The organism is Traorella sp. mt218, from assembly GCF_055420025.1.
In genome coordinates this window covers 91,237-106,441 of record NZ_JBVAYM010000001.1, presented here as the reverse complement: position 1 = coordinate 106,441, position 15,205 = coordinate 91,237, and the positions used below count along the sequence as shown (strand labels likewise).

At 40.1% G+C, this 15,205-nt stretch carries 19 protein-coding genes and 2 tRNA genes; 2 read left to right on the top strand and 19 right to left on the bottom strand.

Features of this window, described 5'->3' with window-relative positions; all coding sequences use genetic code 11:
- Positions 1-2: 2 nt before the first annotated feature.
- The 14 genes from ACZYT3_RS00630 to gndA all read right to left on the bottom strand — a co-directional run bounded on the left by ACZYT3_RS00630 (position 3) and on the right by gndA (position 10,784).
- Positions 3-1,295, bottom strand: coding sequence for a polysaccharide deacetylase family protein (locus ACZYT3_RS00630; protein ID WP_464087310.1), 1,293 nt, complete (start codon positions 1,293-1,295; stop codon positions 3-5).
- Between the two features lie 39 nt (positions 1,296-1,334).
- On the bottom strand, positions 1,335-1,739 hold the full coding sequence (mscL, locus tag ACZYT3_RS00625; protein WP_464087309.1) for a large conductance mechanosensitive channel protein MscL: 405 nt from the start codon (positions 1,737-1,739) through the stop codon (positions 1,335-1,337).
- The gene (locus tag ACZYT3_RS00620; protein WP_464087308.1) at positions 1,736-3,295 is read right to left on the bottom strand and encodes an NAD(P)/FAD-dependent oxidoreductase; all 1,560 of its coding nucleotides are present in this window, start codon (positions 3,293-3,295) and stop codon (positions 1,736-1,738) included. Before ACZYT3_RS00620 ends, mscL begins: the two co-directional genes overlap by 4 nt.
- On the bottom strand, positions 3,295-4,251 hold the full coding sequence (locus tag ACZYT3_RS00615; RefSeq protein ID WP_294562559.1) for a metal ABC transporter substrate-binding protein: 957 nt from the start codon (positions 4,249-4,251) through the stop codon (positions 3,295-3,297). The genes ACZYT3_RS00620 and ACZYT3_RS00615 overlap by 1 nt, the downstream gene beginning before the upstream one ends.
- Before the next feature lie 17 nt (positions 4,252-4,268).
- Positions 4,269-4,862 (bottom strand): site-2 protease family protein, encoded by a 594-nt coding sequence (locus ACZYT3_RS00610; RefSeq protein WP_294562560.1) that lies wholly within the window; start codon positions 4,860-4,862, stop codon positions 4,269-4,271.
- A gap of 35 nt (positions 4,863-4,897) precedes the next feature.
- Entirely contained in the window at positions 4,898-5,356 is a 459-nt protein-coding gene (locus ACZYT3_RS00605; RefSeq protein ID WP_464087307.1) for a hypothetical protein, read from the bottom strand.
- A gap of 8 nt (positions 5,357-5,364) precedes the next feature.
- Positions 5,365-6,141, bottom strand: a complete 777-nt coding sequence (gene minD, locus ACZYT3_RS00600; RefSeq protein ID WP_294562562.1) for a septum site-determining protein MinD — start codon at positions 6,139-6,141, stop codon at positions 5,365-5,367.
- The gene (locus ACZYT3_RS00595) at positions 6,099-6,680 is read right to left on the bottom strand and encodes a hypothetical protein (protein WP_294562564.1); all 582 of its coding nucleotides are present in this window, start codon (positions 6,678-6,680) and stop codon (positions 6,099-6,101) included. Before ACZYT3_RS00595 ends, minD begins: the two co-directional genes overlap by 43 nt.
- Positions 6,653-7,210, bottom strand: a complete 558-nt coding sequence (locus tag ACZYT3_RS00590; protein WP_294562566.1) for a hypothetical protein — start codon at positions 7,208-7,210, stop codon at positions 6,653-6,655. Before ACZYT3_RS00590 ends, ACZYT3_RS00595 begins: the two co-directional genes overlap by 28 nt.
- On the bottom strand, positions 7,207-8,034 hold the full coding sequence (gene mreC, locus ACZYT3_RS00585; RefSeq protein ID WP_294562568.1) for a rod shape-determining protein MreC: 828 nt from the start codon (positions 8,032-8,034) through the stop codon (positions 7,207-7,209). The genes ACZYT3_RS00590 and mreC overlap by 4 nt, the downstream gene beginning before the upstream one ends.
- A gap of 34 nt (positions 8,035-8,068) precedes the next feature.
- Positions 8,069-8,734, bottom strand: coding sequence for a RadC family protein (gene radC / locus ACZYT3_RS00580; protein ID WP_294562578.1), 666 nt, complete (start codon positions 8,732-8,734; stop codon positions 8,069-8,071).
- A 10-nt stretch (positions 8,735-8,744) separates the two neighbouring features.
- On the bottom strand, positions 8,745-9,143 hold the full coding sequence (locus ACZYT3_RS00575; protein WP_294562569.1) for a hypothetical protein: 399 nt from the start codon (positions 9,141-9,143) through the stop codon (positions 8,745-8,747).
- 45 nt (positions 9,144-9,188) lie between these two features.
- Entirely contained in the window at positions 9,189-9,362 is a 174-nt protein-coding gene (locus ACZYT3_RS00570; protein WP_464087306.1) for a hypothetical protein, read from the bottom strand.
- 66 nt (positions 9,363-9,428) lie between these two features.
- Positions 9,429-10,784: an NADP-dependent phosphogluconate dehydrogenase gene (gene gndA, locus ACZYT3_RS00565; RefSeq protein WP_464087305.1), complete on the bottom strand. Its 1,356-nt coding sequence runs from the start codon at positions 10,782-10,784 to the stop codon at positions 9,429-9,431.
- A 116-nt stretch (positions 10,785-10,900) separates the two neighbouring features.
- On the opposite strand from gndA, the gene ACZYT3_RS00560 reads away from it, so the two are divergent.
- Positions 10,901-10,988, top strand: a tRNA-Ser gene (locus ACZYT3_RS00560).
- A gap of 161 nt (positions 10,989-11,149) precedes the next feature.
- Complete coding sequence (locus ACZYT3_RS00555; protein WP_464087304.1) at positions 11,150-11,602, top strand: hypothetical protein; 453 nt, start codon at positions 11,150-11,152, stop codon at positions 11,600-11,602.
- Positions 11,603-11,634: 32 nt separating this feature from the next.
- Here the strand turns inward: ACZYT3_RS00555 and ACZYT3_RS00550 are convergent, their stop codons facing one another.
- The 5 genes from ACZYT3_RS00550 to ACZYT3_RS00530 form a co-directional block, all read right to left on the bottom strand.
- Positions 11,635-12,135, bottom strand: a complete 501-nt coding sequence (locus tag ACZYT3_RS00550; protein ID WP_294562576.1) for a superoxide dismutase family protein — start codon at positions 12,133-12,135, stop codon at positions 11,635-11,637.
- A gap of 192 nt (positions 12,136-12,327) precedes the next feature.
- Positions 12,328-12,403, bottom strand: a tRNA-Lys gene (locus tag ACZYT3_RS00545).
- A 305-nt stretch (positions 12,404-12,708) separates the two neighbouring features.
- Complete coding sequence (locus tag ACZYT3_RS00540) at positions 12,709-13,299, bottom strand: recombinase family protein (RefSeq protein WP_294562823.1); 591 nt, start codon at positions 13,297-13,299, stop codon at positions 12,709-12,711.
- A gap of 61 nt (positions 13,300-13,360) precedes the next feature.
- The gene (gene rimO / locus ACZYT3_RS00535) at positions 13,361-14,662 is read right to left on the bottom strand and encodes a 30S ribosomal protein S12 methylthiotransferase RimO (protein WP_464087303.1); all 1,302 of its coding nucleotides are present in this window, start codon (positions 14,660-14,662) and stop codon (positions 13,361-13,363) included.
- A complete protein-coding gene (locus ACZYT3_RS00530; protein WP_464087302.1) occupies positions 14,659-15,171 on the bottom strand; it encodes an NUDIX hydrolase in 513 nt (170 codons plus the stop codon). The genes rimO and ACZYT3_RS00530 overlap by 4 nt, the downstream gene beginning before the upstream one ends.
- Positions 15,172-15,205: the final 34 nt, after the last annotated feature.

Below are 15,205 nucleotides of genomic sequence, written 5' to 3'. Positions count from 1 at the left end.
TTTTATACCTTTTTAATCTGACTGACAAGCTCAAATGAATAACCTTGACGCCTGGCTTCCAGTATAAAATCTTCCATGGCCTCATAATTGCCTTTATTAGCCGGATGAAGCAGGTAAATGGCTCCATTATGAAGATGGGAGATCAGATTATTGTAAGCAGCTTCTTTGGAAACATCTGCGCTGTAATCATCATAGGCATGGCTCCAAAAATAAGTGCGGTATCCCAGATCACTGACCATGGCTAATGAACGTAAAGAAAAATCTCCTTTTGGGAAGCGAAAGATCAATGGCGGCATTTTTTTGGTGACCTCATAAATAGCCCGCTGAGTGTCCATCAGCTCATTGACAAACTGTTTGGATCCTTGAACATTCGCCAGCTGTGTCATATCCGGATGGGTGCGGGTATGATTGCCGATCTCATGACCGTTTGCGACAAGATCTCGCATAAAATCCGCTTCTTTCAATATATAATTACGTGTCAGAAAATAAGTGGCATCAACATCATGATTATTTAAGATATCTGTGATTTCTTTGATATAAGTTTGATCCTTTCCGCCTTCATCAAAAGTAAGATAGAGTGTCTTTTCATCATCTCCGATATAATAAGTATTATATTTTTCCATCAATGTTTGATCATAAGTAGGTGGCTTACGCTCGTGATCATTCGCTTTTTTGATCCACCAGCCCTGCCTCTGATTATCCAATTCATCATAATGATAATGTAAATCCATCATCAAGGGATTTTCTACGACTTCTACGATACGCTCTATTTCACTGCTATTTCCTGCCCTGTCGCTCACCTGATAATGAACCTTATATTCGCCGATGACCGAAGGGTCGATCCGGTGATGGATCTGCAGACGATCATTGAGATCTTCTTTTGAATTATCAAAAATCTCAACACCGGGTTCTTCATATTCCTCATTTTGAAAAACGATCATATGCGCATCCTGAATCAGCGTCATGACCGGCGGCCGGGTATCCTTTACGTTGACATAACGTACGATCCTTTGATTTTCAAAAGTATAACTGATTTCATACTGACCGGTTTTTTCCAAATTGACATTGCTTTGGATATGGATATTTTTCGTGATCGTCTGAAAATTCTTATGGATCAAAACGCCCTTATCTTCATAAGCCTCATTAATTTCAACCTCTGCATGTTTGTTTCCAACAAGACGCATATAGGTTCCTAAGGCTCCTTGATAGCGTAAAAAAGCAAATAGCCCCAGAAATATGAAACAGGCAGAAAATGATAATAGAAATACCATCTTATTTTTAAATGATCTCGACATAAAAAACCTCCCCTACATCTTATGCGGGGAGGTTCCACCTTATTTTTGTTTTCGAAGCTCTTCTAAGATTTCCATCAAAAGCTTATCCGTAGATGAAATCTCCGGTTCAGCCGGCTTTTCTTCCTCTTTCTTTTTGACAGGTGCAAGCGTTCTTATCTTATTGAGTCCTTTGACCATCAAAAAGATGATCAGGGCAATCATGATAAAATCAATGACATTATTGAGAAAAAGTCCGTAATTGATATTGACGCCATTAATGGTCAGTACCATATCACTTAATGCAGATGTTCCGCCTGTAACCAGACTGATCAGCGGTGTGATCAGATCACTGACGATCGAGCTCACCACCTTTGATACGGCAGAGCCCATGATGACACCGATGGCCATATCAAACATATTTCCTTTTAACGCAAATTCTTTAAATTCATTGATAAATTTTTTCATAGCTTACCTCTTTTCTTCATCCATTCTTCGGCACATCTGATACCATCGATCGCCGCCGACACGATACCTCCGGCATAACCGGCACCTTCCCCCATCGGGTAAAGATTTTTTACATTCACACTTACACATGCATCATTACGCACGATCCGAATCGGTGATGTGCTGCGTGATTCAACACCGCACATGACTGCATCTTCCTGGGCAAAGCCCTTCATCTTCCTATCCATCGCTAAGATTCCTTCTTCCAGTGATTCATTGATAAAGGCAGGAAACAGCGCATGGAGATCACAAGGAGTCACGCCTGTGCGACAGGAAGGCCGGATGCTGCCAAAGGCAGATGTAGGCTGATGCTTCAAAAAATCACCAACCCGTTGTGCCGGCGCATGATAATTGCAGCCGCCAAGCTCAAAGGCCTTTCGTTCCAGCATTTCCTGAAAATTCATACCATCAAAAAGCCCGTTTCCTATATCATCCGTGGTAACCTGTACCAAAAGAGCACTATTGGCATTAACAGCATCCCGTTTATGATAACTCATGCCATTGGTCACGACATGATTACGTGATGAGGTTGCCATGACAACCTCGCCTCCCGGACACATACAGAAAGTATAAACCCCTCTTCCCTTTTGGGTCGTATGGGTCAGCCGGTAACTGGCAGGCCCTAATACCGCTGCATAAGGACCATATTGGCTCTCATCCACAAATTTCTGTAAATGCTCGATCCTGACACCTACGGCAAAATTCTTCGCAATACAGTGTACCTGCTTCTCATTCAGCATTCGGAATGTATCTCTGGCACTGTGACCGATTCCTAATAATAAATCATCACAAGGCAGCCATTGGCCATTGATCTGCACCTGATGGATCATGCCGTCTTCAATTTGAATATCTTCTAATGTATGATCAAAGTGAATTTCCCCGCCAAGCCGCAGGATCTCTTCTCTCATCTTCTTTATGATCTTTACCAGCTCATCCGTACCGATATGAGGATGGCTCTGATAAACGATGGCCGGATCGGCACCAAATCGAACAAACTGTTCCAATACATAACGTCCTCTGGGATCCTTGCTTCGCGACGTCAGCTTTCCATCTGAAAATGTTCCTGCGCCGCCTTCGCCAAACTGAACATTGCTGTTTTCATCTAAAGGACCCCCTTGAAAAAAGGTTTCCACATCCTTCATTCTCTTTTCTACACAGCTCCCCCTCTCATAAATGATCGGATTTGCATGATGCATCGCCAAATAGAGCGCACAGAAAAGGCCGCTAGGTCCCATCCCAATGATCAGTGGTCTTGTATCAAACGATCGATATTGGATCTTTTCAGCCTTTTTGGTTTTCGATAAGGCAACATCCTGAAGATGAAGATACCTTTCTTCATGAGCAATTTTCACATCAACGCTGTATGTCAGATAAATTTCTTCCTTACGTGCATCAATGCTTTCACGAACGATTTCATATTCAAAAGAATCTCTTGTTTTCAGTTTTTCCGCAATCACCTTCCGCAACTGTGAAAGCTCACTGCCCGGCAATAACCGGCATCCATTGACCCGAAGCATTACTCAAGTGCCTCTATCTGAGAAAGATTCTCATACATCAATGTCATATAATCCATATTATTGGCCAGTGCATCCTCTGAAATCGAAGAAATATTGTTTAACTTGATTTCTGTAAGATTACATCTTTCCTTGACCTCATTGAACAATTCTTCCATCTCCTCCGTCAGATTTTCTTCATGAGCGATATATTTGACGCCATCCTGTGTAATTCTTTCACAGATAAGATCAAGCTGTTCATCACTAGGCAAGGCTCCATATTTAGAAAGGATCAGCGGATAAACATTAAAGCCATAAGACTTCTGCCAGTTTCCAAAGCTTGGCGTTACACTGACAAATGAAACATTCTTATTTGATAAACGAATATTTTGAAACTGGGTATCCAAAACAGCCAGATCCACTTCCAGCTCATCATAACGTGCCGAAAAATCCTTCGCATATTCAGGATATACCTCAGAAAGCGTTTCAGCAATCGTTTTGGCCATGCTCATCATCGAGATCGGATCCATCCATAAGATCACATCACTGTCATACGTATCGATATTATCAAATATTTCCCCATCATAATAATCGCTTTCCACAACGACCTGCTGGTTGTTGACGGTCGTCGTCGTATAACGATCGAATTTATAAATCGCACTGGTCCGAGCCAGATCGATCGTCTTACCCGAAGCTCTGGCAAACTCATCACTATAAATAGCTGTATATGGTTCCAATTGCGATATGGTAAAAACAACATCAGCCTCATCCAGATCATCCTCAAAGGTATTGCTGACAGAGGCTACCTGAATCAAATCATTGCTGGAAAGATTGCAGGCATCCACATATGTGCCCCCAATACGGTTAATCAGATAATATACAGGATAATTCGTTGCACATACCTTGGCAGCACGTATCCGGCAGCCGCTCATCGCAGCGACAGCTGCTATCAGGCAAAAGATCTTACATAGTTTCTTCACAAACATCACCGCTACCATTATACATGATTTTTACCAAGTTTGAAACGATTTCTTTGGCAGTAACTATATTCCACAAGATCTTCTTCATTTCTTCTTAATTCATTCACCAGAAGAAACATCAAAAAAAGCAAAAGGATCCTCATATTCCACCTTCCATACCAAAAAAGCAGGACAGAGAGCAGAAAGGAACATATCAAAACCGCTTTTCTGGAAGTATCATACGAAAAGATCAGCCGCAAAAGACATAATAAGATCCTTCCGCCATCCATCGGATAAAGCGGCAAAAGATTAAATAATAATATCGCAGCATTGATCTGCATCAGATAGCTCCGGAATCCAAAAGAAATCATATTTAAACGGCAAAAAGCTTCAATCATCAAAAAAAAGAACAGATGCATGCTTAATCCCGCCAAAAGAATCAACAGGATATCAAAAATCCTGCCATGATCCAAATGATCGATCTGAGCACTAAATCCAAATGGATAGACATGGATCACACCTACCCGATAACCCAGCTTCAAAGCCACAAAGACATGTGCCATTTCATGAATAAAAAGCATCAGAAAGATGAGCAGATAAATTTTAAGAGCATAGGAAAACACAGCCAGCATCAAAAAAAGAAGCCATAGAAATGAAAAGTGAAACCTCACAGTTTCACCACTTCTTCATAGCTGAGCTTCTGATCATCTTTTTTAAATTCCAGCTTTAATGAATCCTTAAAAGCACCAAGTCCCTGTCCCATCAAAACCCGTTCATCCGTTTTTACCACAACATCCTCTAACTGTGCATAGATTCCTAAAACTCCATTATCATGCAGTATCGTAACTGATGTTTCATCTGTTTTCAGCACGATACCGTCAAACAGCGAGGCGCAAAGATTGGTCCCATTCGTATATATATCATCTACAAGATGATGATACTGGATGGAAGCACTGACCTCATGATCATAAAATTTAAACCAATTTTCATAGGGCAGCCACGTACCGATCGATGGCAGCTCGATCCACTTCTGCTTCTCATTGATCTTAAAGCCAAGAAATAAGGCAATGCAGAAAAGAAGGAAGATGAAGGAATTTACGAAGCCGGCTTTCTGTTTCTTTTTCATACTTTATCTTATGATGAGAACAAGCGTTTTAGAATTGATTTATGAAGCTTTGGAATAACGACCTCTTCACCGAGAAAGGCATTGCAGATATGATCAAAACATTCACATGCCTTAGAATTTTCACGATATACCGCAGGCTGTCCATGATTATAGCCACGAATGATCTGTTCATCCTCATAAACGACACCGATACATTCCACACAGAGCCATTCCAAGGCATTTGAAAGCTGGATGCTGATGCCCTTGTCGATATATCGAAGATTGAGCCTGTTCAGGATACATCTGATCTGACAAACATTCTCTTTCATTAAAAGCCCAATGATGCGGTCTGCATCCTGCAAAGCAGTCATATCCAATGTTGAAACCACGATGAAACTTTCCGCAAAAGCACAGGTATATAGAAATCCTGTTTCAATTCCTGCCGGTGTATCAAGGAGTATATAATCAAACATATCCTTCAATTCAAGGATTACCTCATGCATCATTTCCTGCTTCAGCTTATGTACATGAACGCTTTTACACGCCGGCAAAAGCTTCAAATTATTCTGATTCTTGGCAGAAACAATTGCCTGTGCAAGAGTACATCTTCCTTGTGCAATATCCAAGATATCATAAAAAACCCGGTTTTCAAGTCCCATCATGACATCCAGGTTTTTCAATCCCAGATCCATATCCACCAGACATACCTTATAACCCCTGCGTGCAAGTGCAATTCCCAATCCAATACAGACGCTGCTTTTTCCTACACCGCCTTTTCCAGAGGTGATCCCAATGCAACTTCCCATGTCTTTTCCTCCCTCATGATCTGACCATTTTCATAATATAGAACACTGCTGGAAAAACTTGTCAGTTTATGAAACTGACTGTCAAAGATGCGAATGCGCGCCTGCTGAAGGCTTGAAGCTACACAGTAACAATCCCGATGATAAAAATCGATACAGCCCTTGATCTTCCCCAATACGATGAGATTGCCGTAACATTCCAGATAACAATCAAAAGGAATATCCTGAAAGATCATGACATCCTCTTCAAAGATCAAACGCTCTCCGGGATAGATCTTCCTGTTGAGCACCTTAATTTCTTTTTCACCCTTTTCGCTTACAAAACCAAGAAACAAGGTATGCGCTTGTTCACAAATCTTTAAAAGTGTGATCAATTGTCTTTCATCACAATCCAGACAATCAAAAAAAGCTTCAAACCTTCCCCCATGACGCTGGGAGCAGGCTAAAAGCTTTTCACCACATATTTCTGTCATTATCCCAAATTCACTGCGACTTACATATACAAAAGAATGATTTACCGCTTTGATGATATCTTCCACCATGAGATCGTTTCCTCTTTTCTGATCTTTTTCTCGCGCATCAGCATGACGTCTTCAATCATTCTGGAAGCCCACACGATGATCACCACCAACACTCCATTAAAGAGCAAAGTCAGAAAAGCGCGGGAAACTAACCACATATCAAAAGGCATCAGCGTTTCAGAGAGCAATGTCATGATGAAGTATACCAGAAACTCCTTGACAAATATTGTCGTAAAGACTAACATACAGCTTTCAAGCATCGATTCCGTAATATGCTTCTGCCATTGTGACACCGCTAAGTTAATGATCACAAAAACGATCGTACAGACCAAAAACGTATGCGCCGCAAAATAATCATACAAAAGTCCGAAAATCACTGTGATCAGCAGCGAATCGATCCGATCCATCTTCCGCTGCATCAATACCAGTGCACTAAGCCCCAGACACGGCGTGATCACAATATCACCCGGCATGAAGGAATGCGGAAGCAAGCCGCCAATGACTTCATCTGCCAGAAAGGAAGCCGCAATAAAAAGTACCTGTAAGATCATGGCTGTACCTCACAATAAACACTGACATATTCAAAGCTGGAGAAATCTGCGGCCGGCGTCACATAGACGATACGTCCGTTCTCATTACGCATTTCTTCGATCTCCATGACCGTACCGACAAGGATACCACTTGGAAATACACCGCCGGCACCGCTTGTCGTCACATTCTGATCGATCCTGATCTGATCGGTATTCGTATAAAGACGTACGATAAAAGCACCCTTTTCCAGATCATATTGTTCAAGATATCCGTTTACGACCTCCGTATCGCTCACATGGATCTGTACCGAAACCATGCTCAGCTGATCCTGTGATGTCAGTAGACGAACCCGTGAGGTATGTTCATTGACCTCGGTAATCTTCCCTATCAATCCATACGCAGAAACGACGGCATTATCCAGGGCAACATGATCCGCAGCACCGACATTGATCGTGATCTGATTGTTGTAGACCTCCGGATTACGGCTGATGATACGGGCATTGACCTTTTCATAATGAGCGGCCACATCATTTCCGAGAAGCTCTTTTAATTCAGCGTTTTCACGCTGCAGATTCTCAATCATGGCACTGAGCTGATCGCTTTGTGCCAGCTGCTGACGAAGCGCATCATTTTCCTGCTTTACCTGCCACAAATCATTAAAATCATTGAAAAAATTCTGCAGGGTTTCAATTGGATAATCCAAAATACTGTATTTCAACATGACCAAAGGATCATATACGATACTTTTTATAGCACTGCCCTTGCCATTTGTAGAAAGTGCAAAAACAAGCAAAACAGCAATCAGCGCAAGGAGCAGTTTCTGAAGCCTTGTAAATCTTGACATAATATCACCTTATCTAATTATAAGAAAAACAGACCTAACTTGCAATCATTTGTTTTTCTTTAAAGCTGAAATAACGATTCTGACCGACGATGAGATGATCCAGACACTCAATGCCGCACAATTTACCGGCTTCAATAAATTGCCGGGTGATCACGATATCTTCTTTTGACGGTTCAACATGACCGCTGGGATGATTATGTACAAGCATGATCTTAGAAGCGTTGATTCGTAAAGCATAAGTATAGACTTCCCTTACTGATACGTTGCAGCTGTTCTGTAAGCCGACAAACATATCCTTATAGGTCAGCAATTCGTTTTTATGATTCAAAAAAAGAATCATGAAATGCTCCTGTTCCTGATAACCGATCTCACGATTCAGCCATCGCACAAGATTTTCAGGTGAATGAATGGAAATCCTTTTTTCCACACATGCAACTGCCATTCTTCTGCTCAGCTCAAAACACGCTAAGATTTCCAAAGCCTTGGCTTTTTTTATCCCCTTTAAGGAAGTCAGCTCTTCTAATGTCAGATGACTTAGCATGCTTAAGTTGGGACGCAGTTTTAAAATATCATCTGCCAGCTCAAGCGCACTTTTTCCCTTATAACCGCTTCTTAGCAGCATAGCGATCAATTCTCTGTGCTGAAGATAAGAAATGCCATAGGTCATTGCCTTTTCCCGAGGACGTTCTTCTTTTTCTATTTCTTTTACTTTAATCTGACATCAGCTCCATCACCATTTCCATATCTCCTTTCAAGACAGCTTCACTAAACTGTTTTCCTGTCGACGTCACTTTTTTCAATATATAAGAAATCTGATTTTCACGAAGCTTTTTCTGGGCTTCGATCGTTTCTTCTTCATTTAAGCTAAGTGAGGTGACAACAATGATTAAATCATCCTTCGTATAGCTGTATGCCTCATATCCCAATCCTTTCAGCTTTTCAATACAGGCTGTACTATTTGTTGTTTCCTTAAACATTCCTATCTGATTCATATGTAACGTTACTTCCGCTTCCTCACCCTTCCACTGGCTTAAAAGAATAAGAAAAAGAAAGGCAAAGATCAGATCCAGTATGATTGCCAAAAAGACACTGGCCGATGTTTTATTCATGTGTCACCTCTGTTATCATCTTATGATTCTAACGATTCAAAAGAACTAATTTCCCCAAGTAATATTGATTCCCGGGATCGAAACACGCCCTTTAGAGGAAGTCAGAATCTTAATGATGGCGGCTGCTCCTGCCGCAATCGCCAAATAACCTAAAAGGGCACTTGTCGTCACCACTTTACCGTACATGCGGGAAAGCTGTTGATGACTTAGCTGGATCATGCTATCACCTCCTACTCTTTTATATGCACGCCATCGTCATTTTTCCCAAAAAAAAAGAAACTTTTTTTAGTTTCTTTGCCATTCTGTATGAAAAAAGCCATCCATATCTGTACGCTCATACGTATGCGCCCCAAAATAATCCCGCTGTGCCTGAATCAGATTCATGCCTATAGAACTGCTCAAACCGTCATAATACGTCAAGGCAGACAGATAGACAGGTGCATATACACCTTTCATGATCAATATTTGCAAAGCGTGACGCCACATTTTTTGATTCTGATCGATCATCTCAACGATGGCTTCATCTTCCAGCAAGGTTTTATCCTTTTGATAAACAGCAACGATCTTTTTCAAAAATGACGACTGGATGATACATCCCTTTTGCCATATATGAGCAATCTGTGAAAAATCAAGATGCCAGTTATTTGCATCAGAAGCCTTTTTCATCAATTCAAAGCCCTGATGATAGATCATGACCTTTGAAAGATAAAAACTGATCTTAAGCTCATCTATGAAATTATCCGCAATCTTTTCATCATTTTCATATGCATGATTTACCTTCTTTTTAGTGCTTATAAATCGTGCCTGGAGGGCAGCGATCAGACTGGGAACCGCCTCATTATATTCAATTGCACTTAAAGCGCTCCATGCCCCGGTTCCCTTATGATGGGCCACATCCCTGATCCTGTCAAGCACCACTCCTTCATCATCACTAAATCTTAAGATATCGATCGTAATGCTTATCAGATAACTGAAAAGCTCACCCTGATTCCATTTTTCAAATATTTCAGCTATTTGCATATTGTTAAAATGATTTTTCTTCAAAGCCATATATGTTTCCGAGATCAGCTGCATATCTGCATACTCGATCCCATTATGCACCATTTTCACAAAATGACCGCTGCCACCCTCACCGATATAACTGACACAAGGTTCACCATCATCTGTTTTAGCAGCAATCTTTTGCAACAGCTCTTCTACCTGTTCATAAGCTGCATAATTGCAGGATGGCATCAGACTTGGTCCTTTTAAGGCTCCTTCTTCACCACCGGATATGCCCATACCTATGAAATAAATTCCCTTTTGTGCACATTTTGCCATTCTTCTTTCACTATCACGATAAAAAGAATTACCGCCATCTATAACGATATCATCTTTTTCAACAAGCTCCATCAATTGATCTAAAACGCTGTCGACCGCATCAGCACTCACCATTAATAAAATTTTCCGTGGCTTTTCCAATGAATTGACAAATTCACCTAAATTTTCGAAGCCTTGAAAATTAGGATGCTCTTTAACAAAATGAACTGTTTTTTCAAACGTTTTATTGTAAAGGGATACCCGATACCCATGATTGCCGATATTTTGAGCAATGGCCTTCCCCATGACACCTAATCCGACAATTCCAATATTATTTAACATATAGTTACCTCTCTACTTATGATATTACTCTCTTATGAAAAAGATGCAAACAATATGCCTGAAATCTACATAAACTTCTTGACAAAAGTCAGAAATTCCTTAAAATTGTAGATACTGGAGAATTGGCCGAGCGGTTTAAGGCACCATCTTGGAAAGGTGGCGAAGTGAAAGCTTCCGTGGGTTCGAATCCCATGTTCTCCGCCAGTGTTTAAATAAAGCCTTATTTTTAAGGCTTTTTATTATGCATCTTCAGCTTTTGAGAAAAAGATCTAAATATATACAATCTATCTTTATCATTGATTTTTATATCCTTTTTTATATAATTTTAATAAAAGATATGAATATCAAAAAAAGGAGCTGAACGAATGAAAAAATTTATTCAATCTATTTTATTGCTAACTGTCTTTTTCTTAGTCGGGGCATGTTCATATACTGAATCACCCAGCCAAAAAAATCTGATATATGAAGAAACGATTTCTCCTAATGAAAAATATGTTTCCTCACAAGAAGATATCGTTTATTACACAATACAGATTTTTCAAGACAGCGATTATACAATTACGGTAAATAGCGAATCGAATTTTGCTCTTTTTAAACCGGCACAATATTCTATTGAATATGATCAACCTATTTCTAAGGAAAATATTGAAATTCAATGGACAACTTTGATGGGAAGCACAGAAGCCTCAGAAGATGATGAACTAACAACTGCCCATATATCCTTATCATCAAATGATGAAATTTTTAGTGAAAGATCCATTAATTTTATAAATGGAGCTTTAGAAACTATAATCGATGCCATAGACAGTAAAAAATAACTATGAAAGTTTGAACTTTCATAGTTATTTAGTTATCTTTCCGGATATGGCTGCGGACGATTTTCAGTAAATGGACGGATCACACCGCAAGCAATCATTTCTCCACTGTTTCCAGAAGGCTGCGTTTTAAAGTCATCCGGATCCTGATGAAGAACCATGACCCTTCCCATCACTTCTTCCAGCGTAAAGCGATCATTCAGCATACACATAAAAGCACTGCCGTTACGATTGATAAAAAGATTTCCTAAATCGCCTGCATGATATGGGTGCGAGCAATTATTCGGATTGTAATGTCCCTTAGCATCAGCCAAAGGATTTCTCGGATTTCCGGTACAGCTTTTTCCTTCATGGATATGAAAAGCTATGATCGGCTGATTACAGCGGATACGATTTGGCATAGGAAATCCTCGTACATTCATTCTGATCAAAACACCTTCATTTGTCTGATAAAGCATACATGCAGCTCTTAAACGGCGATACTCTCTTGTACCTTGAAGCATGCAGACAGCGTCTGCTTTTTTATTTATTTTCATCATGTCCTCCGCTTTAGGCTATGTTATCAAAAGAATGTCGTCTGGGCATTTGAAGATATATCCATCAAAATTGATATCAAGCTCCCACTAATCCTCCTGTTTTCCTAAAATTTTGTATAAAAGATCAGTGGGACTATACAATTAAGAGCAATACACAAAAAAAGCCTGATTTCTCAGACTATTTTATTAAAATGGTGACCTGTCAGGGAATCGAACCCTGGACCCACTGATTAAGAGTCAGTTGCTCTGCCAGCTGAGCTAACAAGTCATAGCGCTCAATTATAATACAATATGTTTGCAAACTTGTCAATACCATTTTTTAAGATTAATTATTAAAAAAGTGATAATTCATTATAAAAAGCTGATATGAGCGCTAAATAAAATAAGCCTGAGATTTTTTTATACCCGTCTAACAATATAATATAAGTCTCCACTAACCTTTCTGTTTTCAATATATATTATTTTAGCTTTTTTTTCAATTATTTAGCTCGCTTAATCAAAAGTGTCCTTTATGTTTATGATCGCATATTTTTTACTTGAAAGAGGCATTTCTTGATGAAATGCCTGCAAACACTAATTGTACGTCTTATTCCATCTTAAAAAAGTATCCTGGGATACACTTAACATTCTGGCACTTTCCCTAGATGTGATCATCTGACGCCGATAGAGCTCGCTGACTACATGAAAATCACTTGGCAGAGGAATCCTTGGTCGTCCAAACTTCACACCTCTGGCCTTTGCTGCCGCAATTCCTTCAGCCTGTCTTTGACGAATGGCTTCACGTTCTGTCTGTGCAACATAGCTTAAAATCTGAAGTACCAGATCGGCAACAAATTTTCCTGTAAGATCCTTGCCTACTCTTGTATCCAATAAAGGCATATCGATCACAACGATATCTGCATCGATCTGTTTCGTAATTACACGCCATTGCTCTATAATTTCATCATAATTTCTCCCTAAGCGGTCAATGCTCTTAATGATCAGCACATCCCCCTTTTTTAATTTGCGAATCAGCTGCTGATAGGCCGGCCTTTCAAAATCCTTACCGCTTTGTTTGTCCATAAAAACATTTTTTGATGGAATCTCATAAGCCTTTAAAGCATCTACCTGTCTGTCTTCATTTTGTTCTTTTGTCGAAACACGAATATAACCATAATATTTCATAAAAATTTCCTCCTAGCTATATTCTAACCAAAATTCGAAATCTAAACAAAAAAGGCGTATTTTACGCCTTTTCCAGTTCCCCATATAAATCATATTCATCCGCATCATCAATCTTTACATCAACAAATGTTCCCAGCTCCAAAGGCTTTGTGCTAGTAAAGACAACGATACCATCGACATCATCCGGTGCATGCATGCTTCCACGTCCGACATACTTATCCGACAGCCCATCCTTTCCTTCAACCAGCACCTCGATCGTCTTACCGATCATCAGCTGATTATTTTCATAAGATATATCACGCTGTAAATTCATCAAAATATCAAGACGCTTTTGTTTTTCCTCTTCACTTACTGTCTGTTCCATATCATAAGCCGCAGTATCTTCTTCGATCGAATAAGTAAAAGCTCCCATTTTATTCCAACGGATTTCTTTTACAAAATCACACATCTTATCAAAATCCTGCTGACTTTCTGTCGGAAAACCTACGATATAAGTAGTACGAAGCGTAGGTTCATCAAACGTATCACGAATCTTTTCAATCAATTTACGAACAGTATGTTCATCTCCCCGACGATTCATCAGCTTCAGCATCCTGGAATCACTGTGCTGCATCGGTATATCAAAATACGGTAATACCTTATCCAGTTTTTTCATTCCTTCAATCAATTCATCGCTGATTTCATCCGGATACATATATAAAATACGAATCCAATGAAAACCATCGATCGCATTCAGCTTTTCCAGCAGTTCCAGCAAAGCATAACGATGATAAAGATCGATTCCATATTTTGTCGTATCCTGGGCAATGACGACAAGCTCCTTCACGCCCCTGCCGGCAAGTTCTTTCGCCTCTTCAACAAGCTTATCCATCGCTACAGATACATTTTCACCACGAATCAGCGGAATTGCACAATAAGTGCAATGATTGGAACAGCCTTCAGCTATTTTCAGATACGCTGTCCATGGCTTTCCGGATGAAAGACGTTCACTCTTGCCATATACCTGTAAAGGAGCCTGCAGCTCTTCTTTCAGGATCTCATGCAGCCGAGGATATTCACGTATCGCTATAAAGCGGTCCACCTCCGGCATTTCCTTTTCCAGCTCCTCTTTGTAACGCTGAGCCAGACATCCGCATACGATCAGCTTCTGACAATTTTTCTTTTTATATTCAGCCATTTCCAGGATCGTATTGATCGCCTCTTCCTTGGCGCTTTGAATAAATCCACAGGTATTGACAATAATAACCTGCGCATCTGATGGCTTGGCCACAAACTCATGTCCGCCTTCCTTCAACATGCCCATGATTTTCTCACTGTCTACCAGATTTTTTGCACATCCTAATGATACAAATCCTATTTTCATCTGTCTTCCTCCTGAAAAAACTTATCTAATTCTTTCTGATATGTATGATAATGGCGGACGATGGGCTTGGCTACCTCATCATTTTCAATCATTGCCAGCCATTGCCAGCGATTTACAAACTTGATATCAATGGTTTCTCCTTCTTGACATTTCAAAACAGCCGGATTGATCTCTTTCACAAGAATAAAACTTTTATAGATACAACAGCCCTCGATCTTTGTCACAAAAAGCTCCAGTTCATCCTTCACACATCGTATGCCTGTTTCCTCTCTCAACTCACGGATCGCGCCTTCAACAGCCGTTTCATTCGCTAAGACGCTTCCACCGGTCACTTCCCATTTTTCTCCATAAGGTTTCTTTGGATCACGCTGTGTCACCAACAGTTTTCCCTTTGAAAATGTCCATACATGAATCACCAAATGATAACATCCCTCAGGCAGCTCTTTTCCTCTTTCATGTTTCTTTCCCAACAGATTTTCATTTTCATCATACAGATCCCATAATTCCATATACTACCTCCTCAAGAAAAATATCCTGAACGGA